This window comes from Bacteroides faecium (assembly GCF_012113595.1).
Classification (GTDB): domain Bacteria; phylum Bacteroidota; class Bacteroidia; order Bacteroidales; family Bacteroidaceae; genus Bacteroides; species Bacteroides faecium.
Genome location: NZ_CP050831.1, coordinates 5752184 through 5776740, shown reverse-complemented (window position 1 = coordinate 5776740; position 24557 = coordinate 5752184). Strand labels below are relative to the sequence as shown.

Sequence of the window (24557 nt, the reverse complement as noted above, 5' to 3'; positions counted from 1 at the left end):
GCAAGTTACACTATAGTCAGACGAATAAATATATACTAATCAAGAACTAATGATTGGTATAAGAGAGATTAAATATCAGGCAAGAAAATGATAAATGGTAATCAATAAAATATAGCTGCTTATGAGTGCGTATTATGATTTGTATGAGACACCGGACGTTCAGAATACCGGCGAGAAGCAACCCCTTCATGCACGGATAGTTCCGAGCGGTACTTATTCCCAAAAAGAGTTTATAGAACGTGTGTCACGTTATCAACATTTTCCCCAGAATATGGTTGACGGGGTGTTGGGGGCTGTAATAGATGAACTTGGTAATCTCTTGGCGCGTGGCTATATTGTGGAGCTTGGAGAGCTGGGACATCTTAGTGTCTCTTTGAAATGCACTCAGAAGGTAATGACTAAAAAAGAAATCCGTTCCGAATCTATCTGCTTTGACAATGTACACCTGCGTACTTCCAAAAATTTTAAATTGAAGGTAAGACGGGAAATGAGACTTGAACGTGTGCCCAAATCGGGACGGACTGTCAGCAAAACGGAGATACCTGTCGAACAACGTCTTCAAATGTTACAGGAGTTTCTGAAAAAGAACGGCGGAATCACCCGCATAGAATACAGCAGGCTGACAGGGGTAGCTCGATTGAAAGCTGTTGATGACTTGAATACTTTTATCCAAGAAGGGAAACTGCGTAAGAGAGGGGCGGGAAGGAATGTGTTTTATGTGTGGAAGCTGGAAGAATGAGATAATAATCGATTTCTCAAAGAAGCTTGATAAACAAAAAGTTTTTGATATGAGATTTTATTATATTACATAACTTTCTTCAATAAAACAATGCGTAATGTTCTATTGTTATAGTTTTGTAATCCTTACTTGGACATTGAAAGAGATGCAGTATCTAGTTTAAAAACAGGTTCTTAAATAGATAGTATTTTTTCTCCATTTTTCAGATATTCTGTTAGTGGAGCTCCCATGTATCTAACGGTAATACCTAAATTGATAATAATTGAAGTTACTCCAAAATTGTTGCAACAATCCTGGCATGCTTCAATTGTAATTCCTGATTGTAGCATTTCCAATACTTCTGTCTGAACTTGTGTATCGTTTGCCACTAATCTTACCGATGCTCCCCAAAGGATTACATTTATATGTTTCCACCAACCTCTGTTTTTAGAGTTTATTGCGTACATTGACAACATATTAAAGATCGTATCTTTATTGTCTGTCCGTTGTCCACAGGATATTTAACTTGTCGTTTTCATTCATTGTTTTAAATTTAAAATGTTCAATACAGCAAAAGTAGTGAATTAAATTTAGATTTCGTTTGTTACAGATTCTTTAAATAACACATATTAAGCCTGATAATTTGTCAGTTCTCTTTCATACCCCTATATTTGTTCCCGCTATTCTATATAACCAATAGAGGGAGAATGTATCACAAGAGAAAAATAAGAGCATACATAGCATGGGTGTTGTTCATGACATTCATTCCTTTCTTTGTAGTGAAGACCTTTCACTATCATGGAAGCGAGGATGAAAAGTCATGTTCTCATGCCGGGCACTCTCACAAGTCATCCGATGATTGTGCGATATGTCAATACTCCCTTTCTTTCTTTACTGAACCTCAACCGGTAGAATTTCATTGTACATTAACGCTCGTGCCTTACGAGCCAATCATTTACCAGGATAAGGTCGTTTGCAAACGGACTTATTCGCATCAACTGCGTGCACCCCCTGTCGCATAATTACATACTTAAATTTACCAAGAAGACAGATTCACAGTAACCTGTCCTCACACTCATTTTACACATTAAATAAAGATTGTAATTGATGCGTATCGGAATTATTTCGGGCGTACTGGGGCTGATTGTAGCCTTACCCGTCCACGCACAGAAGTCCGATTCAATCAAGAGCATGCTTTTGCCTGATGTTGTGGTGACGGAAACGTACCAACAACGTCAAGCCAAGAAGTCTGCGCTCACGGTTGAAGTGATAAATCAGGATTTTCTGCGCAAACATTTTACAGGAAACTTCATGCAGGCAATGGAGAACATACCCGGCGTGCAAGCGATGGATATAGGCTCCGGCTTCTCCAAACCGATGATTCGCGGAATGGGATTCAACCGGATTGCCGTATTGGAGAATGGCGTCAAGCAGGAAGGGCAACAATGGGGAGCCGACCACGGACTGGAACTCGATGCTTTCAATATCGAAGCGGTCAATGTCCTCAAAGGGCCCGCTTCCTTGCTTTACGGCAGCGACGCGATGGGCGGAGTGATTGATATAACCCCGCCACCCGTCCCTGCTGACAACAGTATCTTTGGAGACGTTACTCTCCTGAGCAAATCTGTCAATGGAACAATTGGCGGCTCACTGATGCTGGGAATAAAGAAGAATGCCTGGTACTCCCATATCCGCTACTCGGAACAGCATTTCGGAGATTATCGTATCCCTACGGATACCATCGTTTATCTCACGCAGAAAATGCCCGTCTACGGACGTAAGTTAAAGAACACGGCAGGTATCGAACGCAACGTCGGATTCTTCACCCAATATCAAAGAAAAGGATATAAGGCGAACTACTCCGTAAGCAATGTATATCAAAAGACCGGTTTCTTTCCGGGAGCGCACGGCGTGCCCGACGCGTCCCGAGTAGAAGATGACGGAGACAGCCGCAATATTGAGTTGCCATATAGCAAAGTGAATCATCTGAAAGTGACTACCCATCAGCAATACGCGTGGGAGAAACTAATCCTGTCAGGTGATTTGGGCTTCCAGAACAACCATCGTGAAGAATGGAGTGCCTTCCATACCCACTACGGTTCGCAACCCGCACCGGAGAAAGACCCGGACAAAGAACTGGCTTTTAACCTGAATACTTACAGTGCTTCGGTAAAAGCCCGCTTTGTCGGTTCTTCCTCGTGGGAACATACGCTGGGTTGGGACGGACAGCATCAACGAAACGGCATATCCGGCTATTCGTTCTTACTGCCCGAATACCACCGTTCCACCACCGGACTGCTTTGGCTCACCACCTATCGACCTAACAATGTCCTCTCCATTAGCGGCGGAGCACGATATGACTACGGACATATCAACATCTCTGCCCATGAAGACGCCTATCTTGCCGATTATCTGCAAAAACAAGGATATGAACAGGAGCAGATAGACTTCTATAAGTGGAACAGCCACGCAGTGAAGAAGCATTTCGGTGATTACTCCTTTTCTTTAGGACTTGTGTGGACACCCTCGGTCGCTCATATGATAAAGTTGAATGTCGGACGCAGTTTCCGCCTGCCCGGTGCGAACGAGCTTGCCGCCAACGGTGTGCATCACGGCACTTTCCGCCATGAGCAGGGAGACGCGACGCTGAAGTCCGAACAAGGCTGGCAACTGGACGCCTCTTATAACCTGAACTACCGGGGAATCTCTTTTTCCGTTTCCCCCTTTGTCAGTTGGTTCAGCAATTATATCTTCCTGCGTCCTACCGGAGAATGGTCTGTATTGCCCCATGCCGGGCAAATCTATCGCTACACCGGAGCAGAAGCATTATTCGCGGGAACGGAAGCTACGATAGATGTCCGCTTTCTGCGTAACTTCAATTACCGTATCTCCGCCGAATATGTCTACACCTATAATTGTGACGAACATATTCCGTTGAGTTTCTCTCCGCCGCCCGGTATGCGGAATACATTGACCTGGCAGCATAAACGCTATATGCTTTATGCCGAATGGCAAAGTATCGCCCGTCAGAACCGTGTCGACCGTAACGAAGACCGTACGTCCGGGGCAAACCTGTTCCATCTGGGCGGCTCGTTAAACATTCCGATGGGTGGAAACAGTGAAATAGAAATCACCCTGACCGCCCGTAATATCTTCAATACCCGATATTACAATCATCTTAGCTTTTACAGGAAAGTTGAAATCCCCGAACCGGGACGCAACTTCCAGTTATTAATCAAAATTCCATTTAAAAAAATCCTAAAATGAAAAATAAATTTTATCTCCCGATGATTGCCTTTTTGGCTCTGTTCGCTTTTATATTTATCTCTTGCGATAACGACGACTCCAGTGATACCACCAAACCGCTGATTGAACTTCACGAACCGGAAGAGGGGCAAGCCCTGGAAATCGGAAATGAGCACGGGGTTCATTTGGAAATGGACTTATCGGACGACGTTATGCTGAAATCTTATAAGATTGAAATACACAGTAACTTTGACCATCACTCACATGGCGGCAATAGCAGGGCTACCGGTGAAACCGTAGATTTCAGTTTCAACAAATCCTATGATATCTCGGGACAGAAGATGGCACATATCCATCATCACGATATTGTGATACCCGCCGATGCGACTTCGGGAGATTATCACCTGATGGTTTATTGTACGGATGCCGCAGGCAATGAGTCTTATGTCGCCCGCAATATCAAGTTGAGCAACGAAGTGGAAGATGAAGACCATCATCACGACGAATAAGATAAATCGTTCTCCGTAGATGGAAAACGGAAGATTTTCAGTCTGCGGAACAACGGATTCTTCTTTTTTGCTTAAAGAATATTTTTTCTTTCGAAAGGTGTAATAGATATTACACCTTTTTTGTTTCAAAACCTTTACTTTTGTAAAAAATACTTTTTCATATGATGAAGTTACCAATAATAAATCGACTCTTTCCTTCGTATAAATGGAAGGTAGCGGCTGTCATCATTGGCGGTGTTATTGTGGGCGGGGGAGCGCTCTTTATGTATATGCTCCGCGCGCATACTTACTTGGGAGACGACCCGGCTGCATGTGTGAATTGCCACATCATGACGCCTTATTACGCGACTTGGTTTCATAGTTCGCACGCCCGCGACGCCACTTGCAATGACTGCCATGTGCCGCATGAAAATGCCGTGAAGAAATGGACTTTTAAAGGTATAGACGGTATGAAGCACGTCGCCGCCTTTCTCACCAAAAGCGAACCGCAGGTTATCCAGGCTCACGAAGCCAGTTCCGAAGTGATAATGAATAATTGTATCCGCTGTCATACACAGCTCAATACGGAGTTTGTGAAGACGGGGAAGATAGACTATATGCTGTCGCAAGTAGGAGAGGGGAAGGCTTGCTGGGATTGTCACCGCGATGTTCCACATGGCGGAAAGAATTCCTTGTCCGGCACTCCGGGAGCTATCGTTCCCCTTCCCGAATCGCCCGTCCCCGAATGGCTCCGGAAAATGGTGGATAATAAAGAGTAACAGGAAATGAAATACGTAATAAAATAATAAAACCGATATACAATGGAAAAGAAATTAAAATCATGGCAAGGATGGCTGTTGTTCGGAGGTTCAATGGTCGTTGTGTTTGTTTTGGGATTATGCGTTTCTGCGTTGATGGAGCGCAGGGCGGAAGTCGCCAGCATCTTCAATAACCGTAAGAACGTCATCAAGGGGATTGAAGCACGGAATGAACTCTTCAAGGATGATTTCCCGCGTGAATATCAGACATGGACGGAAACGGCAAAGACCGATTTTGAAAGCGAATTTAATGGAAATATTGCAGTTGACGCACTGGAAAAACGTCCCGAAATGGTTGTCCTTTGGGCAGGCTATGCTTTTTCTAAAGATTATTCCACTCCGCGCGGACATATGCATGCCATTGAAGACATTACCGCTTCACTTCGCACCGGAGCACCCGTGAATCCGACCGACGGCCCTCAACCGTCAACTTGCTGGACTTGCAAGAGTCCGGATGTTCCCCGCATGATGGAAGCGATAGGCGTAGACTCTTTCTATAATAATAAGTGGGGAGCTATGGGCGCTGAGATTGTGAACCCGATAGGCTGTTCCGATTGCCACGACCCGGAGACAATGAATCTTCATATCAGCCGTCCGGCATTGATTGAAGCTTTCCAACGTCAGGGAAAGGACATCACCAAAGCTACTCCGCAGGAAATGCGTTCACTGGTATGTGCGCAATGCCACGTAGAATATTACTTCAAGGGCGACGGCAAATATCTGACTTTCCCTTGGGATAAAGGTTTCACGGTGGAAGACATGGAAGCCTATTATGATGAGGCAGGTTTCTACGATTATATCCATAAACTGAGCCGCACGCCGATTCTGAAAGCGCAGCATCCTGATTATGAAATTTGCCAGATGGGTATCCACGGTCAGAGAGGTGTCTCTTGTGCCGATTGCCACATGCCTTATAAGAGTGAAGGCGGCGTGAAATTCAGTGACCACCATATCCAAAGCCCGTTGGCTATGATTGACCGCACTTGCCAGGTTTGCCATCGTGAGAGCGAAGAGACTTTGCGCAATAACGTTTACGAACGCCAACGCAAAGCGAACGAAATCCGTAACCGCTTGGAACAGGAATTGGCGAAAGCGCATATTGAAGCTAAATTTGCCTGGGATAACGGAGCGACAGAAGCTCAAATGAAAGATGTTCTCGCATTGATTCGTCAGGCACAATGGCGTTGGGATTTCGGAGTAGCTTCACACGGCGGCTCTTTCCATGCACCGCAGGAAATTCAGAGAATCCTTTCTCACGGACTCGACCGCGCTATGCAAGCCCGTCTTATCGTATCCAAAGTATTGGCGAAGAACGGATACACTGGTGATGTTCCGATGCCGGACATCTCGACGAAGGCAAAGGCACAGGAATATATCGGCTTGGATATGGACGCTGAAAGAGCTGCGAAAGAGAAATTCTTGAAAACAACCGTTCCCGCCTGGTTGGAGAAAGCGAAAGAAAACGGACGTTTGGCGCAGATATAAAATAAATATAAGATAGATATATATGTGGAGCAAACCGTGGAGTTATAAAGAAGGGCTGGCGATTGGCGCAGGATTACTGATAATAGGCATATTGCTGCAAATGACAGTGGGTGCTATTAACTGGGACTTGTTTGCCTGTCCGGTCAATGTAGTTGTGTTAGTGGTTTATATCATTGCCTTGATAGCCATGCACCTTCTTCGTAAACGTGTGTATTTATTCAGTTGGTTGAGCCATTATTCCGCTGCCGTCTCCGCTTTGTTGTGGGTGGTCGGCATGACGGTAGTTATGGGACTTATCCGGCAGGCTCCTTCCGGTCATGCTCCAAATGCTTCAACGGATTTGCTGGGATTCTCACAGATGATTGCATCCTGGCCTTTCGTTCTACTTTACTTTTGGATGGTCACTGCATTGGGACTGACGATACTTCGTGCCAGCTTTCCTTTTAAGTGGATACGACTTTCGTTCCTTCTCAATCATATCGGATTGTTCGTCGCGTTGATAGCGGCCACTTTAGGAAACGCCGATATGCAACGGTTGAAAATGACAACCCGCATGGGTAATGCCGAATGGCGGGCTACTGACGACAAAGGACATCTGGTGGAACTTCCGCTGGCTATCGAACTGAAGAATTTTACTATCGACGAGTATCCCCCGAAACTGATGCTGATTGACAATGAAACCGGGCGCACGCTGCCCGAAAAGTCTCCGGTACATTTGCTGCTGGAAGAAGGCGTGTCAACTGGTAATTTGCAGGATTGGCAACTCACTATTGAACAGTCTATCCCAATGGCGGCTTCCGTAGCTACCGAAGATACATTGAAGTTCACAGAATTTCATTCAATGGGGGCAACGTATGCCGTGTATCTGAAAGCTGTCAATCAGAAGAGCCGGTTGGCTAAAGAGGGGTGGGTGAGCTGCGGTAGTTTTCTCTTTCCGTACAGGGCAATGCGTCTGGATTCTCTGACCAGCCTTGTGATGCCGGAACGGGAACCGCAACGGTTTGCGTCGGAAGTGAAGATTTATACACAGGAAGGAACGATAACCGAAGGTACAATCGAAGTAAACCGCCCGATGGAAGTGGAAGGATGGAAAATCTATCAGCTTAGTTATGACGAGACAAAAGGGCGGTGGAGCGATGTCAGCGTTTTCGAACTGGTGCGCGACCCCTGGTTGCCGATAGTTTATGCAGGAATTATAATGATGATGGCAGGAGCTATCTGCCTGTTCGTGAATGCACAAAAGAGAAAAGAGGAGGATAAAGCATGAGTTGGGACTATTTTGTACTGTTTGCCATAGCCGCACTGGTTTGTTGGGCTATCGGAGCTTTTGCAGCCTGGAAGGGAACGAAGCCGGGCTGGGCTTACGGATTCACTTTATTGGGACTGGCTATTTTCTTTAGCTTTATGATTGGAATGTGGATTTCATTGGAACGTCCCCCGATGCGGACAATGGGAGAGACGCGTTTATGGTATTCTTTCTTCCTTCCGTTGGCAGGATTGATTACCTATGTGCGTTGGAAGTACAAATGGATTCTTAGTTTTAGTTGTATCCTCTCGTTGGTATTTATCTGTATCAATATCTTCAAACCGGAGATTCACAATAAGACGTTAATGCCTGCTTTGCAAAGCCCGTGGTTTGCACCTCATGTCATCGTGTACATGTTCGCCTACGCCATGTTGGGAGCGGCAACGGTAATGGCTGTCTATCTGCTTTGGTTCAAAAAGAAAGAAATAGAACGGAAAGAGATGGATTTATGCGACAACCTCACCTATGTAGGTCTGGCATTTATGACATTGGGAATGTTAACGGGCGCTATCTGGGCGAAAGAAGCCTGGGGACATTACTGGGCTTGGGACCCGAAAGAGACATGGGCGGCGGCAACTTGGTTTGCCTATCTGGTATATATCCATTTCCGCTTGGGCAAACCGTTGAAAGCGCGTCCGGCATTAGTTATTTTATTAGTATCGTTTGTTTTATTACAGATGTGCTGGTATGGAATCAATTATCTTCCGTCCGCACAAGGAGTCAGTGTACACACTTATAATTTGAATTGAAATATCAAATCATTAAAATTGCAATATTGATGAAAACATTTTATTGGTCATTAGTGCTTATGATGCTATTGCCAAGCATGGCATACACACAAAACACGGAGAAGGAAAATGAGTTCTCGATGTCGATGCAAATCAGACCTCGGGCGGAGTATCGGAACGGAGCCTGGTTTCCTCGCAATGAAGGGGTGAAAGCCGCATCGTCTATCAACAACCGTGCCCGTTTGTCGATTGACTACAAGCGGTCGGACTTGGAAATCAAGATGTCGGCACAGCATGTCGGAGTTTGGGGACAAGACCCGCAGATTGACAAGAACGGACGTTTTGTCCTGAACGAAGCATGGGCAAAACTTGATTTCGGACACGGCCTTTTTGCCCAGTTGGGGCGTCAGGCATTGGTTTATGACGATGAGCGTATCTTGGGCGGACTGGACTGGAATGTGGCGGGACGTTATCATGACGCATTGAAACTGGGATATGCGAATAAGAATAACGAAGTGCACCTTATTCTTGCTTTCAACCAGAATGACGAGAAGAAGATAGGCGGTACTTATTATGCTTCCGGCGCACAGCCTTATAAGAATATGCAGACTGTATGGTATCACTATAAAGCGGATGCAATCCCATTCGGCGCTTCTCTATTGTTTATGAACCTGGGATTGGAAACCGGGGACGCGGCTACGCAGGATTCGCATACCCGTTATCTGCAAACAATGGGAACGTATCTTACCTATAAGCCCGGTAGCTGGAACCTGGACGGTGCTTTTTACTATCAGACGGGTAAGAATAAGAATGCTGAGAAAGTGTCGGCATTAATGGGAAGCGTGCAGGCTGCCTATGCTTTTGACAAGACATGGGGAGTTGTGGCAAGTTTCGACTATCTGAGCGGCGATAAGGGAAACGGCGACAAGTTTAAGGCATTCGACCCTCTCTACGGGACACACCATAAGTTCTACGGAAGTATGGATTATTTCTATGCGAATCTATTTGTGGACGGTTATGCGCCGGGTTTAATGGACAGCCGTATCGGTGCTCGTTTCCGTGCGTCAGACAAGGTGGATATGGAGTTGAATTATCACTATTTCACTACCGCGGTTAAATTGCCGGACTTGAAGAAGTCCTTGGGTTCGGAAGTCGATTATCAGATTAACTGGTCGGTGATGAAAGATGTGAAACTTTCCGCAGGATATTCTTTCATGCGTGGCACAAAGACGATGGATGCAGTGAAAGGCGGCAATCATAAGAGTTGGCAAGACTGGGGTTGGGTATCGTTGAATATCAATCCGAGAGTGTTTTTCACAAAATGGTAGAGAAATAAACAGAATGATAAGAATCCCGGTTGGCTTATGTTGACCGGGATTTTTTAGTTAACAGCGGCATATCCTTATTAATATATGTGTATGGTACTGCAAAAACAGTGTTTTTTAGTATATTGTAAAAGGAAATAATGATTATATTTGCAAAAAAGTGAGGAGGTATATATGGATATGACAATGGAAACAAAAAGTCTGAAAATGGACGTAATGGAGGATTTAATGGCTATAAATAATCAGGATACCTTGAAAAAAATAAAGTCGTATATAGCGAAAGTGCGTAAGCAGAATAATATGAATGATGCTACCCGTAAGGCTTTGGAGGAAATGGAAAAGGGAGAAATGATTCATTTCAATTCTTTTGATGCTTATGTAAAAGCAACAGAAAATGCTTGAGATTAATGTAACGCATCAGTTTATGAAAGACCTGAAAACTGCTAAAAAAAGAGGTCTTGATATTGATAAGCTTAATGAAGTGGTTCGTTTGATAGCTGAAGAGAAAATATTACCGGATAAGAATAAAGACCATAAACTAAAAGGTGACTACATGGGTTGCAGGGAATGTCATATCCAACCGGATTGGCTGTTAATCTATGTGGTGGAAGATTCGGTTAAAATATTGAATTTATTACGTACCGGCAGCCATTCTGATTTGTTTTAGGGAAGATTTAGAGAAGTGTTTTATTCTTTTTTCTGCTTCAAACCCGTCTCTGTTTTTTTATTATATGAATTTCTCTAAAGCTACTTTGTTCAGAATTTCCACCCGTTTCCCTTCCATGGTCATAAGCCCTTCCTTGATTATCTTATTTATTTCTTTCGATAAGGCAGGGCGCGATACATTGAGGTATTCGGCAAGTTGGGATTGCGTATGTGTAATCTCTACTATCAGAGAATCCTTCTTTTTGTGCTCAAACAAATAAACGATGAATCTTTCCCGGACAGTCTTTCGGGAGAGTGGTTTCAGCCGTGATACGGTACAAATGTTGCAATTACCGGCAATGCAGAGAAAATTGTGCAACACTTGCGGGTCTTGGCTGATAACTTTAAAGGTGGAATCCTTGGTTGCCATAAGTATCACACTGTCCTCAAGAGCAGTGAAAGTAGCCGGCAAAGTATTGTTCGAATTAAAAAGATGAGGAGTGGCGAAGGTACGTGGCGCAATGATATATTCAATCATTACTTCATTTCCCAATCCGTCGATAATATCCGTGCGCAATTTCCCTTCCAACAACACATACAGTTTGTTACAAGGTGTTCCTTGTGTGACGACTATCTCTTTTTTGTCTGCTGCGTAGATTACGAAATCCAGCTTTTCTAATAAAGATTCTTTTATATTCAAGGGCAAATCCCGGAAAAGAGGGATTTGGAACAGCTTTTCTTTATGTGTGTCGGTCAGTTGTATTTTTTTCATTGTATCATGTTGTTCGTATTGTGGACAAACTTACGGAAAATCTTCGTAATAAACGAATAAAAAGGGAGAAATGGCATTAAATGGTTAGGACACAAAATTGTCTTTGGAGAAAGAGATGATTATTGAAATTGTCTTCTGTATTTGGACGGAGATATTCCCAAGGTATTTGTGAAAACCCGGACGAAATGGGGCAAATCATTAAAACCGACCGTAAAACAAATTTCGGATACTTGCTTTTGTGAATGTTTCAGAAGTTCGCAGGCTGTATTTAAGCGGTATTGGGTTACATACTGCGAGAAAGTCATTCCTTTGCAACGTTTGAAATAGGAACAGAAAGCGGAGCGGTTCATGCCTACTTCTGCCGCAATGTCATCCAAAGATATGGTATGGATATAGTGAGCCATTACATAAGTACAAATTTGCTGCATACGTCTCACGTCACGTTCAATACTCATGGGCTTTCCGGCAAGGCTATGGTCGGATGAGGTAAAGATGACAGGTAGTAGACGAAACATTTCGCATAGGTGTCCCAACTCGTCCATATCGTTCATCTGTGACAATATCCGGCGAATGTTTTGTGAACTTCCAGTACCGAATTTCAGTGCGTTCGTCGGGAATGTAATGCCCGTCAGACGATTACGCAGTTCGGGGAATACTGCCATACACCGTTCTACAAGCGAATGACTGAAAGCTACCATTAAATAACGGACATACCCGTCATCGTCTGCCGAATCCGGCGAATATTCCCAGCGGTGTAGCATGGACGGCGGTATTAACGCCACGTCGCCTGTTGCGAAAGGTTGCAATGTGTCGCCTGCCATTCGTTTGCCATATCCATGGACAACATAATACAACTCCCATGCATCATGCCGGTGCAGTTTGGCTTCGATGCTTGTTGTCACTCGTTGGTCTATAAAGAAAAAAGAGTGATTCTCCACTTCGGGCAATTCATAAGGAATGGCGGTATCTTCCATAAAAGTAATGCTTAAAATGACTTATGTGCAAATATACGACAAATATCTAAGATGATACCACAAATATATAACAAGAAAGCCGGGTAACTTTGCTGCCGGAAACAATAAGTATAACTATTAAAATGTATTGTTATGGATTTCTATCAAGTATTAGAAAAAAGAAGAACTATTCGCGACTTTTCCGATAAGAAGGTGACGGATGAAGTGTTGGAGAAGGTATTGTCGGCTGCATTCAAAGCTCCGACTAATGACCATTTGCGGCAGTTTGAGTTTATTGTCGTGAGAGGGCAGGAAAACATTGCCCGACTCATATCGCCTGTGGCGGAAAACACCAAGAACATTCAGCAGACAGGGCTTGATGCTGCTGCCGGCGTGATGGATAAGGATGAACACGCCATGTTTGTCGATGCGTTGCCCAAACAACAACGTATGCTTATGCAAAGCAATTGTCTCATACTTCCATTTTTCCGGCAAAAGGATTTTCCTCTGTGCCAATCTGCCGACCAAAGTTCACTCAACTATTTCGCTTCTGCATGGGCAGCCGTTGAGAATATCCTGTTAGCAGCAACGGCGGAAGGACTGGCGTGTGCATTCCGTATTCCTATTGGCAACGAACCGGAGTATGTGAAACATCTCGTCAATGCTCCTGACGGATATGAGTTTACCTGCTTCCTCGCTATCGGCTATGCGGCGGAGAATGCACATATTTGTAAACAGAAAGAAATCCGGGTAGGGGATAGGATTCACAGGAATGTCTGGTAATCTGTAATTAAGGTATATCTCTCTGTAATTTATATACATTTGCTATGTTATAAATTGTCTATTTTTGCAGAGTGAAAAGACTGATTAATACAAAAAGATAAAACTAATAAAGTAAAGTTATGGCTAAAAAAGTTCTGATAATTTCGTCCAGTCCGCGGAAAGGCGGCAATTCGGATTTGCTTTGTGATGAATTTATGAAAGGTGCCCTTGAAGCGGGCAATGAAGTGGAAAAGATTGTATTGAAAGACAAAACGGTTCATCCTTGTACGGGATGCAGTGTTTGCAGTATGTACGGAAAGCCTTGTCCGCAGAAGGATGATGCGGCGGAAATCGTGGAGAAGATGATTGCTGCCGATGTGATTGTAATGGCGACTCCCGTGTATTTCTATACAATGTGCGGTCAGATGAAGATTATGATTGACCGTTGCTGCGCACGTTATACGGAGATAACGAACAAGGAGTTTTATTTCATTATTGCGGCAGCAGAGGATAATAAAGCAATGATGGAGCGCACGATAGACGGTTTCCGTGGCTTCCTTGATTGTCTGGAAGGGCCACAGGAAAAAGGAACGGTCTATGGAATCGGCGCTTGGAAGGTGGGAGAGATAAAAGATACTCCATACATGCAGGAAGCCTACAACATGGGAAAAATGGTGTAACTGTCACCGGCTTATTATAGTGACGCTATGCTTGCAGGATAGTGACGCTATAACAACAAGATAGTGACGCCATGACGACCGGATAGTGACGCTATCTTATGTGACCTTTTGAAGGTTAAAAATAAAAATTCAATCGAATAGATTGAAAAGTCAAGAATTTTAATTGCCTGGATTGCTTGTTCTGCCACAGAATTATTATAATTTTGTGGCAGAACTTTTTATTTTGTATGATTCGTTTAATAACTAAGCATCATGGGCTATACAATAACGACTCTTGTAGAGAATTGTGTCTATGGACGTAAATTGCAGGCAGAACACGGTCTTTCTCTCTATATTGAGACATCGGAACATAGATTACTCTTCGATACGGGAGCGTCCGATTTGTTTATCCGTAACGCCCGCCTGTTGCATATTGACTTGCAGAAAGTTGATTATCTGATATTATCCCACGGGCATAGCGACCACACGGGAGGCTTGCGTCATTTCTTGGAACTGAACAAACAAGCAACGGTTGTCTGCAAACGTGAAGTCTTCTCTCCTAAATTCAAGGATGAACGCGAGAATGGAATGCAGCATACGCAGACTTTCAACCTTTCCCGCTTCCGTTTTATTGAAGAACAAACCGAATTGCTTCCCGGCGTATTTCTCTTTCCCTCTATTGATATTATCGACCATGAGGATACCCATTTCGAACGCTTTCGGGTTCAGAAAGAAGACGGTTGCCATATACCGGATACTTTTCTGGATGAATTGGCGGTAGTGTTGGTAGAGCCGGGCGGTTTTTCTGTATTGAGCGCCTGTTCTCATCGGGGAATTACAAATATCTTGCGAACAGTCCGTGCGGCATTCCCCGAATCTCCTTGTAACTTGCTTTTGGGAGGTTTTCATATCCATAATGCGGAAGAACGGAAATATCAGGTCATTGCGGATTATCTGAAAGAGTATCTGCCGCGTCAGATTGGTGTCTGCCATTGTACGGGAGTAGATAAATATGCTTTCTTCTATAAGGATTTTGGCGACAGGATATTCTATAATCACACGGGAAAACTAATTCAAACCGATTTATCGGAATAAAATATATATAATTATTTAACATGAAGAAACTAATAACTTCTTTAGCATTGGCATTGACCGCATTGTCCGGCTATGCCATTACTCCTTTGTGGATGCGTGACGCACGTATTTCACCGAATGGAACGGAGATTGTCTTTTGTTATAAAGGCGATATTTACAAAGTCCCCGCACAGGGTGGGACAGCCGTTCAGTTGACAACACAAGCATCTTATGAAGCTAACCCCGTCTGGTCGCCCGACGGAAAGCAAATTGCATTTGCCAGCGACCGGAATGGGAATTTCGACCTCTTTATCATGTCTGCCGACGGCGGAACCGCTCAAAGGCTGACTTATCATTCCGCTTCGGAGATTCCTTCGGCTTTTACTCCGGACGGAAAGTATGTACTTTTCTCCGCATCTATTCAAGACCCTGCTGGCAGTGCTTTATTCCCTACCGGAGCAATGACAGAATTGTATAAAGTTCCTGTTGGCGGAGGACGTACCGAGCAAGTGCTCGCTACTCCTGCCGAATGGGTTTGCTTTGATAAATCGGGGGAAAACTTTCTTTATCAAGACCGTAAAGGCTTCGAAGATGAATGGAGAAAACACCATACTTCTTCTATAACCAGAGATATTTGGCTGTATAACACGCAATCGGGAAAACATACTAATCTGACGAACCGGGAAGGGGAAGACCGCAATCCGGTATATGCGCCCGACGGCAATTCTGTCTATTTTCTTAGTGAGCGCAACGGCGGCTCATTCAATGTCTATAACTTTTCACTGAACGCTCCGCAAACGTCGAATCTCCCTCAAGAGGTAAAAGCGGTAACTACATTCCGTACGCATCCGGTACGTTTCTTGTCAATCAGCGATAAAGGTACATTGTGCTATACCTATGACGGAGAACTTTATACGCAGGAAGCCAATGCCCGTCCGAAGAAAGTAAACGTCGAACTTGTCCGGGATGACGAAAAGGAGATTGCTTCCCTCAAATTCTCCCAGGGTGCTACTTCCGCTTCCGTATCCCCGGACGGCAAACAGGTTGCTTTCATTGTACGTGGCGATGTTTTTGTCACTTCGACGGATTATACTACAACAAAGCAAGTCACGAATACTCCGGGAAAAGAAGCCGCCGTGTCCTTTGCACCGGATAACCGGACGCTGGTCTATGCCAGTGAACGGACGGGGAACTGGCTACTTTACACCGCCAAAATAGCCCGCAAAGAGGAAGCCAATTTCCCCAATGCAACTCTTATCGAGGAAGAAGTCCTGCTTCCTTCCAAAACGGTGGAACGTGCTTATCCGCAATATTCTCCGGACGGCAAGGAACTGGCTTTCATCGAAGACCGCAACCGCTTAATGGTACTTGACTTAAAAACGAAGAAAGTTCGTCAAGTGACGGACGGTTCTACATGGTATAATACCGGTGGCGGATTCGACTACGAATGGTCGCCGGACGGCAAATGGTTTACTCTTGAATTTATCGGCAATCGCCATGACCCTTATTCGGATATAGGTGTTGTCAGCGCACAGGGCGGTATTATTACCAACTTGACTAACAGCGGATATATTAGCGGTTCTCCGCGTTGGGTCTTGGACGGAAACGCTATTCTTTTCCAGACTGAACGTTATGGTATGCGTGCGCATGCTTCTTGGGGTTCGCAACAGGACGTCATGCTGGTATTCCTGAACCAGGATGCTTATGACCGCTATCGCCTGAGCAAGGAAGACTTTGAACTGCTCAAAGAATTGGAAAAGGAACAGAAGAAAGCGAAAGAAAAAGACGACAAGAAGAAAGACGGAAATAAGTCCAAAAAGGAAAAGACTGAAAAGGAAAAAGCTAAGTCCTCTAAGGACAAAGACAGTGATAAGGATGAAGCTGACGAGGACAAAGCATCCGAAGATAAAGCAGACAAGAAAGATATAGTAGTAGAGCTTAATGGCATTGAAGACCGTATCGTCCGTCTGACTCCCAACTCGTCCGATTTAGGCAGTGCCATACTTTCAAAAGATGGGGAGAATCTTTATTATTTCTCATCTTTTGAAGGTGGATATGACCTTTGGAAAATGAATCTTCGTGAAAAAGACACGAAGCGTCTGCACAAACTCAATACCGGTTGGGCATCATTGATGTTGGATAAGAAAGGAGATATTTTCTTGTTGGGAAGCCGGATTATGCAGAAAATGGATGCGAAGTCGGATGCTTTGAAATCAATCAGTTATCAGGCTGAAATGAAAATGGATTTGGCTGCCGAGCGTGAAGCGATGTTCGACCATGTGCACAAGCAGCATCAAAAACGTTTCTACAATCTTACTATGCATGGGGTCGATTGGGATGCCATGACGGCTGCTTATCGTAAATTCCTGCCTCATATTGATAATAACTACGACTTTGCGGAATTATTGAGCGAATGGTTGGGCGAACTGAATGTTTCGCATACGGGAGGACGTTATTCTCCAAGAGGCGGGGGAGATGTGACGTCTAATCTGGGCTTGTTGTTCGATTGGAATTACCAGGAAAAAGGAATGAAAATCGCTGAGGTAATCGAGAAAGGCCCGTTCGACCATTCCCGTACAAAAGTAAAAGCAGGCTGCATTATTGAAAAGATTAACGGTGAGGAACTGGCTTCGGATAAGGATATTACTGCTTTATTGAATAATAAAGCCGGAAAGAAAACTCTGGTTTCATTGTATAATCCGCAGAACAAGGAACGTTGGGAAGAAGTGGTAATGCCTATTACTAGTGGAAAGCTTAACGGTTTGTTATACAAACGTTGGGTAAAACAACGCGCTGCCGATGTTGAGAAATGGTCGAACGGTCGGTTGGGGTACGTGCATATCCAGTCCATGGGAGACGGAAGTTTCCGTACTGTTTACTCGGATATTCTGGGTAAATATAACAACTGCGACGGGATTGTGATTGACACCCGTTTCAATGGCGGTGGCCGTCTGCACGAAGATATCGAGGTACTTTTCAGCGGTCAGAAATACTTTACGCAGGTAGTACGCGGACGCGAAGCCTGTGATATGCCGAGCCGTCGCTGGAATAAACCTTCTATCATGTTGCAGTGTGAAGCTAACTATTCCAATGCGCACGGCACACCTTGGGTGTACAAACATCAGAAGATAGGCAAACTGGTCGGTATGCCTGTACCGGGAACAATGACAAGTGTATCTTGGGAAACATTGCAAGACCCTTCACTGGTATTCGGTATTCCTATTATCGGCTATCGTCTGCCGGACGGAAGCTATCTGGAAAATAGCCAGTTGGAACCTGATATTAAAGTTGCCAATGACCCCGAAACAGTGGTGAAAGGAGAGGATACGCAACTGAAAATGGCTGTTGACGAATTGCTTAAAGAAATAGACAGTCAGAATAGATAGTAAATATCGAAGAGAAATATAAAAGCCGTTTCTTTGGGAGATTTAAAATTCTCTTTCCGAAGAAACGGCTTTTATTATGTTTTATTTCAAAACAGGCAAGAGCTTGTAGAGCGTCTTCCTCGTCATTATCTTCTGATTCAGAAAACTGACGATATATCCTGTGATGCAGGCAGCGATAAGAGAGCCTTCGCGTACTCCTTCAATGCATTGGGAAAGCAGGAGAGAAAGTAATACTGCAAATGTGACTAGCGTAACATCGAAATAGACCTTGAATTTCCCAAACTCTTTGTTGTAGCGGCGGGAAGCATATTTCACAAAGGCTTCCGCACTCATCATAGCGACTTTAGGTTTCAACTCCAGTACCACGCCGATAGATTGCACCATACATCCTGTAAGCAATAACGCTATTGACATACCATAACTCTCGGGATGCAGGCTGTTGGTGATTGTCATATTGAAATCAATGAATGCCGAGAAGATAAAGGAGAAGGGCAATTGAAGAAGAATCTCGATAATATCCTGCCGGGTCCTGTTCTTTCGGATAAGCCAAAACTGTCCTAAGATAAGTACCATATTGATAAGAAAGGTGCAAGTTCCCAATGACAAAGGACTGTTCAGGCTTAGTACATAGTTTACGCTGGATATAGGGGTGGTTCCCAATGCCGAACGTATGATTAATACTATCCCGGCAGCCAGAAAATACAATCCTATAATAAATACTAGGTATCTTTTACAAACGTCTTTCATTCCCATATCTTCAAAACTTTTTAATTGATTCCTTCTTATAAACTGAAAAGGATATGCAAAGGTCCTGCTTTTTTGCCAGAAATGAATTATCTAATTCCACACAGTTTTTGCCATATCCGAAACAAATCGTATTTTTACATCGAAAAGAAGGAGGCATAAATGGTAAAATCACGTATTTTCGATAATAAGCAGTTGTTGAAGGAACATCCCGGAATTCCTCATTACGAAGAGGACGTCGTTTGTTTCATGAGTGAATACAAAGACAGGAGTTATCCCGAAAATGAACGCTATTTTAACCGGGAACTGTATATGATACTTGTGCTCGAAGGTCGTTCGGAGATTTTGCTGAATGGAGAGTTTATTGCGATAGAGCCTTATATGCTGCTTATTCATGGAGCAAATTATCTTACCGACCATTTATACTCAAGTCCCGATATTAAGTTTATCACTCTTTCCATTTCCGAATCCATGCGGACGGATGATTCTTATCTGACTCAAATAACAGCTATCTTGTTGGCGACGATGAGGCAGAACAAGCAATATACCATACAACTGACCGCATACGAAGCTCAAATCATCCGCAACGAACTGGAAGTACTCATGCATCTGTTGAATATAAAACACCAGTTTCTTTTCCGGAGAATACAGGCTGCATGCAATGCTTTATTCCTGGATATAGCAGATTTTCTTTCCCGAAAGACGATTATTAAAAAGCAAGTTAGCCATAAAGACCATGTATTACAAGAGTTTCATGCACTTGTCACCCGGAATTTTAGGGAAGAACATTTCGTCGCTTTCTATGCGGATAAGCTGGCTATCAGTGAGCAATATTTGGCCCGCATCGTCCGTGCAGGAACAGGAAAGAGTGTAAACAGTATTATTAATGAGCTGCTGATAATGGAAGCCCGTACATTGCTGAGTTCAACCAAATCCACGATAGGAGACATCGCTTCCGAACTGGGTTTCAGTGACTCTGCCGGATTCTGTAAATTCTTTAAGAGAAATACAGGGCAGACTCCATTGAATTATCGGAAAGGATTACGGATTTGATTGAAAATAAAAGTAGGTTGATGCATATCTCCCGTTACGGAAGTGCATCAACCTACATGAATATATAATGAACTGGTTAGGACTTCTTTAACCGATAATCTTTCTTATATCTTCTACAATCAGTTCATCTGTCAGATGATTGGTACGAAGTAATTCTTGTATGTCGTACCGGTCTACGAATTCTTTCTTCGCTCCATAATTAAGAACTTTCATATCACTGGCACCATAATAACGGGCAATCTTTTCGCCGAAACCACCGTCCAACACACCGTCTTCCAATGTAATCACTAGTTGGTGGTCGGCTTTCAACTCTTCCATTAGCTCATTGTCAATGCCGGTGATATATCGGGGATTGATAAGCGTTGCATCAATACCAGCCTTTTCTTTCAGCAGTGACAGCACCGACTGTCCTAATCCGAAGAACGAACCTAACGCAAGGATAGCCACTTTCGAACCACGATGAACGACTTTATAACGATTGAGAATACTATAATCGGATTCCACAGACTCGTCACAGCTAATCACATCTGTTGCGGGCACACGGATAGCAACCGGGTGTTCATTCTGACGGATACCCCATTCCAGCATGGCAAGATATTCCTCTTTGCAGGTTGGCGCCAAATAGACCATATTCGGAATATTACTGATAAGCGGAATGTCGAAGAAACAGAGATGAGTCACATCATTCATACCGGATAATGTTCCACCAAATACCAAGAGGACTGCCGGATTATTATTGATGCAGAGGTCTTGCGAGAGCTGGTCGTAAGAACGCTGGATAAATGTGCTATATACTCCATAGACAGGTTTTCCCCCATTAGCCGCAATACCGGAAGCAAGTGCCACCGCATGTTCTTCGGCAATGCCGACATCTACAAACTGCTTGCCTGCTTCCTGGCGACGGTCGGGAGTAAATCCGAGAACGGCAGGAGTGCCCGAAGTGATTGTTACCACCCGCTTGTCTTCTTTAATCTTTTTCAGCAGATATTGAGCGGTTACTTCGCTATAATCTTCTGCGCTTTCGCCAAACTTGGATTCTCCGGTTTCTATATTGAACGGAGTACGCCAATGGTAAGTCTCTTTATCCAGTTCTGCGCGTTCATAACCTTTGCCTTTCAAAGTATTAATATGTACTACTATCGGATGCTGAATATCTTTCACTTTAGAGAAAGCCTCAACCAATGCTTCCACATTATTGCCGCCGTTCACGTACATATAATCCAATCCCATAGCCTTGAAGAAATTACATTCGCACTGACCGTTACTGTCACGCAAATCTTTCAGGTTCTTGTACAGACCACCGTGATTCTCGGCAATAGACATCTGATTGTCGTTGACAATAATAATCATATTTGTTCCAAGTTCCGCTACATAATCCAATCCTTCAAATGCTTCGCCGCCACTTAAAGAGCCGTCGCCTATCACGGCTATGATATTCTCGTTGCCACCGGTCAGGTCGCGTCCTTTTGCTAATCCGCTAGCCAGGCTGACGGAAGTGGAAGTATGACCGATAACAAAGAAATCATGTTTGCTTTCGTGTGGTTCGGAATAACCCGATACATTGTCATACTCTGCCGGATAGAGGAAAGCATCTTTCCGTCCGGTCAGCATCTTATGCACATAACTTTGATGCGATACATCAAAAACAATCTTGTCTTCCGGTGAATTGAATACATAATGTAAAGCAATAGTCGCTTCCACCATTCCGAAATTAGGCCCGAAATGCCCGCCGTGTTCACTCAATTTTTGCAGGAGTGATGCACGGATTTCATTACTTAAATCATTGAGCTCATTAAACGATAACTTTTTTACGTCTGCAGGAGAGTCAATATTTTCTAAATACATATCAATTTGTTTTTTTACGTTTATACCTGTTGTTTTTATCACACTGCAAAGATACTGCTGATTTTAGATTCGGTTTGTATATAGATTACGGATTATTTTACCTATATTACCGACCTTGGAAAATGTGACTGATGATAAACCTAAAAATAGTAGATAATAGACATTGGAGGACGACATATATGAATAGTGATTATAAAGTGGGTGATTTAATTTATGATGCAAATATTTATGATGCAATGAATACCAATCTAGATGATTTGCATTTTTATAAGCGGTGGTTGCCGGAAAACAAGGATGCGCAGATACTTGAACTTTGTTGTGGTACAGGCAGACTTACTCTTCCCATTGCAAAGGAAGGATATGATATTACTGGAGTTGATTACACCCCTTCAATGCTTGCCCAGGCAAAGGTGAAAGCTTCCGAAGCAGGATTAGAAATAAGTTTTATCGAGGCAGATATCAGAACTTTGAATTTGCCGGAAAAATACGACCTTATCTTTATTCCGTTTAATTCGATTCATCATTTATATAAGAATGAAGATTTATTTAAGGTACTTAGTGTCGTTAAGAATCACCTCAAAGACGGCGGCTTATTTCTGTTTGATTGTTTTAATCCAAATATCCAATATATAGTTGAAGGTGAAAAAGAGCAGAAGGAAATTGCCGCATATACAACCGATGACGGTAGAGAAGTATTGATAAAGCAGACCATGCGATATGAAAATAAAACTCAGATAAACCGTATCGAATGGCATTATTTTATCAATGGCAAGTTTAATTCTATTCAAAATCTGGATATGAGAATGTTCTTTCCTCAAGAGCTGGATTCATATTTGGAATGGAATGGTTTTCATATTATTCATAAGTATGGTGGATTTGAAGAAGAGGCATTTAATGATAATTCGGCAAAACAGATATTTGTTAGCCAGTGCTAGATAACTATTTTTTGGGGGGCAATCAAGCTGATATTGGAATTTCTATCCAATACAGCAAGGCTTTTTTACCATTTTTTTCATAGCTGTTTTTATTTGAACTGTAATAAAGATATGTGTAAAAAAACTATCTTCATAGAGAGGAAATGATGAATCTGTAATTAGGGTTGTCATATCCGTAATCTGTCTACAACTGCTTCACATAATTCTGTCGACCTTTGTAGCGTCGATTAAATTCTATACTTCTAGAGAATTGGAATTATAAATTATATGTAGCAGCTATGGAACAAAAGAATAAATTAAAACTCAATTCGGGCGGTTTGCTCGTCTTTATCCTTACGGTCGGTGTGTTTGGCATTATAAACACCGAGATGGGAGTAGTGGGTATCCTGCCCTTGATTGCCGAAACTTTTAATGTCTCCGTACCGCAGGCAGGCTGGACGGTAAGTGTTTTTGCATTGGTGGTAGCCGCATCGGCTCCAGTCACTCCTTTGTTGTTTTCGGGAATTAACCGGAAGAAAGTAATGCTGCTTGCACTGGGATTATTTACGCTAAGCAATATCATATCCATGCTTACCTCTAACTTTACCATATTGTTGATTGCCCGGATACTTCCCGCTTTCCTGCATCCGGTATATGTATCTATGGCTTTTACGGTAGCTGCTGCTTCTGTCAGTAAGGAACAGGCTCCCAAGGCTGTTTCTAAAGTCTTTATCGGTGTGTCCGCCGGCATGGTGCTGGGCGTTCCGGTGACCAGTTTCATTGCCAGTGAAGTTTCGTTCTCCATGGCAATGTTATTTTTCACAGTTGTGAATGCTTTGGTATTTGTGGCTACTATACTGTTTATCCCTTCCATGCCTGTAAAAGAAAAAGTATCTTACGGTGCGCAACTCAGCGTATTGAAGAAAACGGAGATGTGGCATTCAATCATTGCCGTAACCTTGATTAACGGAGCCATGTTCGGATTCTTCAGCTATATGTCAAACTATCTGAAAACAGTGACGGAAGTCTCCTACAATGTAATCAGTGCCGTCTTGCTTGTATATGGACTGGCGAATATTGTAGGCAATGTGCTGGCGGGGAAATTACTTTCGATAAATGCCAGACGCTCAATAATCATCATGCCTTTTGCGCTGTTAGCTTCCTATATCTTCCTGTTCTTCGTTGGAGAATGGATAACGGCTATGGTAATAATCATCCTTATTTTAGGTGTATTGGCAGGTATCGCAAGTAATAATATGCAATACATGATAACAGATTCCGCACTCGAAGCTCCCGATTTTGCCAATGGAATGTTTTTGACTTCCGCTAATTTGGGAACGACGATTGGTACGGCTATATGCGGAGCCTTCATCACGGAAATGGGTACCCGCTATTCTGTTTTCGGCGCGTTTCTTTTCCTGATTGCAAGCATTATGTTCGTTTATTTACGTGTTCGTATGCCTCATTCCCGCAAACAGGTTAAAATGGAGATTTTAGCAGAATGATGAAAAAAATATAATCTGTAATTCGGGTAATAATGTCAGTAATTCATCTACATACACTCTCTTTATTTCACCGTATTTTTGCAATGTAGAAAGTAGACAATCAATTCTTTAATTATTAAAACGCCAGAGAT

At 43.3% G+C, this 24557-nt stretch carries 23 protein-coding genes; 18 read left to right on the top strand and 5 right to left on the bottom strand.

Annotated features, from left to right (window positions below):
* The first annotated feature begins 121 nt into the window (after positions 1-121).
* On the top strand, positions 122-739 hold the full coding sequence (locus BacF7301_RS21850; RefSeq protein ID WP_167966125.1) for an HU family DNA-binding protein: 618 nt from the start codon (positions 122-124) through the stop codon (positions 737-739).
* Positions 740-912: 173 nt separating this feature from the next.
* On the opposite strand, the gene BacF7301_RS21845 is transcribed toward BacF7301_RS21850, so the two are convergent.
* Positions 913-1185, bottom strand: coding sequence for a DsrE family protein (locus BacF7301_RS21845; RefSeq protein ID WP_245208279.1), 273 nt, complete (start codon positions 1183-1185; stop codon positions 913-915).
* A 240-nt stretch (positions 1186-1425) separates the two neighbouring features.
* Here BacF7301_RS21845 and BacF7301_RS21840 point away from each other — a divergent pair, with 240 nt between their 5' ends.
* The 10 genes from BacF7301_RS21840 (at position 1426) to BacF7301_RS21795 (ending at position 10781) form a co-directional block, all read left to right on the top strand.
* On the top strand, positions 1426-1740 hold the full coding sequence (locus BacF7301_RS21840; RefSeq protein WP_167966123.1) for a hypothetical protein: 315 nt from the start codon (positions 1426-1428) through the stop codon (positions 1738-1740).
* A gap of 85 nt (positions 1741-1825) precedes the next feature.
* Positions 1826-3985: a TonB-dependent receptor gene (locus BacF7301_RS21835; RefSeq protein WP_167966121.1), complete on the top strand. Its 2160-nt coding sequence runs from the start codon at positions 1826-1828 to the stop codon at positions 3983-3985.
* A complete protein-coding gene (locus BacF7301_RS21830) occupies positions 3982-4473 on the top strand; it encodes a DUF4625 domain-containing protein (protein ID WP_167966119.1) in 492 nt (163 codons plus the stop codon). The genes BacF7301_RS21835 and BacF7301_RS21830 overlap by 4 nt, the downstream gene beginning before the upstream one ends.
* Positions 4474-4634: 161 nt before the next feature.
* On the top strand, positions 4635-5231 hold the full coding sequence (nrfH, locus tag BacF7301_RS21825) for a cytochrome c nitrite reductase small subunit (protein WP_167966117.1): 597 nt from the start codon (positions 4635-4637) through the stop codon (positions 5229-5231).
* 42 nt (positions 5232-5273) lie between these two features.
* On the top strand, positions 5274-6755 hold the full coding sequence (nrfA, locus tag BacF7301_RS21820) for an ammonia-forming cytochrome c nitrite reductase (RefSeq protein ID WP_167966116.1): 1482 nt from the start codon (positions 5274-5276) through the stop codon (positions 6753-6755).
* Positions 6756-6777: 22 nt separating this feature from the next.
* Positions 6778-8022 (top strand): cytochrome c biogenesis ResB family protein, encoded by a 1245-nt coding sequence (locus BacF7301_RS21815; RefSeq protein ID WP_167966115.1) that lies wholly within the window; start codon positions 6778-6780, stop codon positions 8020-8022.
* Positions 8019-8810 carry a cytochrome c biogenesis protein gene (locus tag BacF7301_RS21810; RefSeq protein WP_167966114.1) on the top strand — a complete coding sequence of 264 codons (792 nt, stop codon included), beginning with the start codon at positions 8019-8021 and terminating at the stop codon, positions 8808-8810. The genes BacF7301_RS21815 and BacF7301_RS21810 overlap by 4 nt, the downstream gene beginning before the upstream one ends.
* Positions 8811-8839: 29 nt before the next feature.
* Entirely contained in the window at positions 8840-10117 is a 1278-nt protein-coding gene (locus BacF7301_RS21805) for an alginate export family protein (protein ID WP_167966112.1), read from the top strand.
* 183 nt (positions 10118-10300) lie between these two features.
* Positions 10301-10516 (top strand): hypothetical protein, encoded by a 216-nt coding sequence (locus BacF7301_RS21800; RefSeq protein WP_167966111.1) that lies wholly within the window; start codon positions 10301-10303, stop codon positions 10514-10516.
* Positions 10509-10781, top strand: coding sequence for a type II toxin-antitoxin system YafQ family toxin (locus BacF7301_RS21795; RefSeq protein ID WP_167966110.1), 273 nt, complete (start codon positions 10509-10511; stop codon positions 10779-10781). Before BacF7301_RS21800 ends, BacF7301_RS21795 begins: the two co-directional genes overlap by 8 nt.
* A gap of 60 nt (positions 10782-10841) precedes the next feature.
* Here the strand turns inward: BacF7301_RS21795 and BacF7301_RS21790 are convergent, their stop codons facing one another.
* The gene (locus BacF7301_RS21790) at positions 10842-11531 is read right to left on the bottom strand and encodes a Crp/Fnr family transcriptional regulator (protein ID WP_167966109.1); all 690 of its coding nucleotides are present in this window, start codon (positions 11529-11531) and stop codon (positions 10842-10844) included.
* A 119-nt stretch (positions 11532-11650) separates the two neighbouring features.
* A complete protein-coding gene (locus BacF7301_RS21785) occupies positions 11651-12505 on the bottom strand; it encodes an AraC family transcriptional regulator (protein WP_167966108.1) in 855 nt (284 codons plus the stop codon).
* 132 nt (positions 12506-12637) lie between these two features.
* Between BacF7301_RS21785 and BacF7301_RS21780 the strand changes: the two genes are divergently transcribed.
* The 4 genes from BacF7301_RS21780 to BacF7301_RS21765 all read left to right on the top strand — a co-directional run bounded on the left by BacF7301_RS21780 (position 12638) and on the right by BacF7301_RS21765 (position 18365).
* Positions 12638-13267 carry a nitroreductase family protein gene (locus BacF7301_RS21780; protein WP_167966107.1) on the top strand — a complete coding sequence of 210 codons (630 nt, stop codon included), beginning with the start codon at positions 12638-12640 and terminating at the stop codon, positions 13265-13267.
* A 119-nt stretch (positions 13268-13386) separates the two neighbouring features.
* A complete protein-coding gene (locus tag BacF7301_RS21775; protein WP_005678067.1) occupies positions 13387-13926 on the top strand; it encodes a flavodoxin family protein in 540 nt (179 codons plus the stop codon).
* 252 nt (positions 13927-14178) lie between these two features.
* Entirely contained in the window at positions 14179-15000 is an 822-nt protein-coding gene (locus tag BacF7301_RS21770; protein ID WP_167966106.1) for an MBL fold metallo-hydrolase, read from the top strand.
* A 20-nt stretch (positions 15001-15020) separates the two neighbouring features.
* Entirely contained in the window at positions 15021-18365 is a 3345-nt protein-coding gene (locus tag BacF7301_RS21765) for a S41 family peptidase (protein WP_167966105.1), read from the top strand.
* 81 nt (positions 18366-18446) lie between these two features.
* Here the strand turns inward: BacF7301_RS21765 and BacF7301_RS21760 are convergent, their stop codons facing one another.
* Entirely contained in the window at positions 18447-19118 is a 672-nt protein-coding gene (locus BacF7301_RS21760; protein ID WP_167966104.1) for a YczE/YyaS/YitT family protein, read from the bottom strand.
* A 153-nt stretch (positions 19119-19271) separates the two neighbouring features.
* Here BacF7301_RS21760 and BacF7301_RS21755 point away from each other — a divergent pair, with 153 nt between their 5' ends.
* Positions 19272-20162: a helix-turn-helix domain-containing protein gene (locus BacF7301_RS21755; protein WP_167966103.1), complete on the top strand. Its 891-nt coding sequence runs from the start codon at positions 19272-19274 to the stop codon at positions 20160-20162.
* Between the two features lie 87 nt (positions 20163-20249).
* Here the strand turns inward: BacF7301_RS21755 and BacF7301_RS21750 are convergent, their stop codons facing one another.
* Complete coding sequence (locus tag BacF7301_RS21750; RefSeq protein ID WP_167966102.1) at positions 20250-22007, bottom strand: 1-deoxy-D-xylulose-5-phosphate synthase; 1758 nt, start codon at positions 22005-22007, stop codon at positions 20250-20252.
* A gap of 179 nt (positions 22008-22186) precedes the next feature.
* Between BacF7301_RS21750 and BacF7301_RS21745 the strand changes: the two genes are divergently transcribed.
* Both BacF7301_RS21745 and BacF7301_RS21740 read left to right on the top strand, forming a co-directional pair.
* Complete coding sequence (locus BacF7301_RS21745; RefSeq protein WP_167966101.1) at positions 22187-22942, top strand: class I SAM-dependent methyltransferase; 756 nt, start codon at positions 22187-22189, stop codon at positions 22940-22942.
* Positions 22943-23220: 278 nt separating this feature from the next.
* Positions 23221-24426: an MFS transporter gene (locus BacF7301_RS21740; RefSeq protein ID WP_167966100.1), complete on the top strand. Its 1206-nt coding sequence runs from the start codon at positions 23221-23223 to the stop codon at positions 24424-24426.
* The last annotated feature ends 131 nt before the right edge of the window (positions 24427-24557 follow it).

Bases quoted from the DNA above. Each gene is read 5' to 3' on its own strand.
- BacF7301_RS21805 (WP_167966112.1), top strand. From the start codon at position 8,840: ATGAAAACATTTTATTGGTCATTAGTGCTTATGATGCTATTGCCAAGC.
- BacF7301_RS21775 (WP_005678067.1), top strand. From the start codon at position 13,387: ATGGCTAAAAAAGTTCTGATAATTTCGTCCAGTCCGCGGAAAGGCGGC.
- BacF7301_RS21795 (WP_167966110.1), top strand. From the start codon at position 10,509: ATGCTTGAGATTAATGTAACGCATCAGTTTATGAAAGACCTGAAAACT.
- BacF7301_RS21750 (WP_167966102.1), bottom strand. From the start codon at position 22,007: ATGTATTTAGAAAATATTGACTCTCCTGCAGACGTAAAAAAGTTATCG.
- BacF7301_RS21745 (WP_167966101.1), top strand. From the start codon at position 22,187: ATGAATAGTGATTATAAAGTGGGTGATTTAATTTATGATGCAAATATT.
- BacF7301_RS21755 (WP_167966103.1), top strand. From the start codon at position 19,272: ATGGTAAAATCACGTATTTTCGATAATAAGCAGTTGTTGAAGGAACAT.
- BacF7301_RS21765 (WP_167966105.1), top strand. From the start codon at position 15,021: ATGAAGAAACTAATAACTTCTTTAGCATTGGCATTGACCGCATTGTCC.
- BacF7301_RS21800 (WP_167966111.1), top strand. From the start codon at position 10,301: ATGGAAACAAAAAGTCTGAAAATGGACGTAATGGAGGATTTAATGGCT.
- BacF7301_RS21785 (WP_167966108.1), bottom strand. From the start codon at position 12,505: ATGGAAGATACCGCCATTCCTTATGAATTGCCCGAAGTGGAGAATCAC.
- BacF7301_RS21790 (WP_167966109.1), bottom strand. From the start codon at position 11,531: ATGAAAAAAATACAACTGACCGACACACATAAAGAAAAGCTGTTCCAA.
- BacF7301_RS21830 (WP_167966119.1), top strand. From the start codon at position 3,982: ATGAAAAATAAATTTTATCTCCCGATGATTGCCTTTTTGGCTCTGTTC.
- nrfH (WP_167966117.1), top strand. From the start codon at position 4,635: ATGATGAAGTTACCAATAATAAATCGACTCTTTCCTTCGTATAAATGG.
- BacF7301_RS21850 (WP_167966125.1), top strand. From the start codon at position 122: ATGAGTGCGTATTATGATTTGTATGAGACACCGGACGTTCAGAATACC.
- BacF7301_RS21740 (WP_167966100.1), top strand. From the start codon at position 23,221: ATGGAACAAAAGAATAAATTAAAACTCAATTCGGGCGGTTTGCTCGTC.
- BacF7301_RS21810 (WP_167966114.1), top strand. From the start codon at position 8,019: ATGAGTTGGGACTATTTTGTACTGTTTGCCATAGCCGCACTGGTTTGT.
- nrfA (WP_167966116.1), top strand. From the start codon at position 5,274: ATGGAAAAGAAATTAAAATCATGGCAAGGATGGCTGTTGTTCGGAGGT.
- BacF7301_RS21770 (WP_167966106.1), top strand. From the start codon at position 14,179: ATGGGCTATACAATAACGACTCTTGTAGAGAATTGTGTCTATGGACGT.
- BacF7301_RS21840 (WP_167966123.1), top strand. From the start codon at position 1,426: ATGTATCACAAGAGAAAAATAAGAGCATACATAGCATGGGTGTTGTTC.
- BacF7301_RS21845 (WP_245208279.1), bottom strand. From the start codon at position 1,185: ATGTACGCAATAAACTCTAAAAACAGAGGTTGGTGGAAACATATAAAT.
- BacF7301_RS21835 (WP_167966121.1), top strand. From the start codon at position 1,826: ATGCGTATCGGAATTATTTCGGGCGTACTGGGGCTGATTGTAGCCTTA.
- BacF7301_RS21815 (WP_167966115.1), top strand. From the start codon at position 6,778: ATGTGGAGCAAACCGTGGAGTTATAAAGAAGGGCTGGCGATTGGCGCA.
- BacF7301_RS21780 (WP_167966107.1), top strand. From the start codon at position 12,638: ATGGATTTCTATCAAGTATTAGAAAAAAGAAGAACTATTCGCGACTTT.
- BacF7301_RS21760 (WP_167966104.1), bottom strand. From the start codon at position 19,118: ATGGGAATGAAAGACGTTTGTAAAAGATACCTAGTATTTATTATAGGA.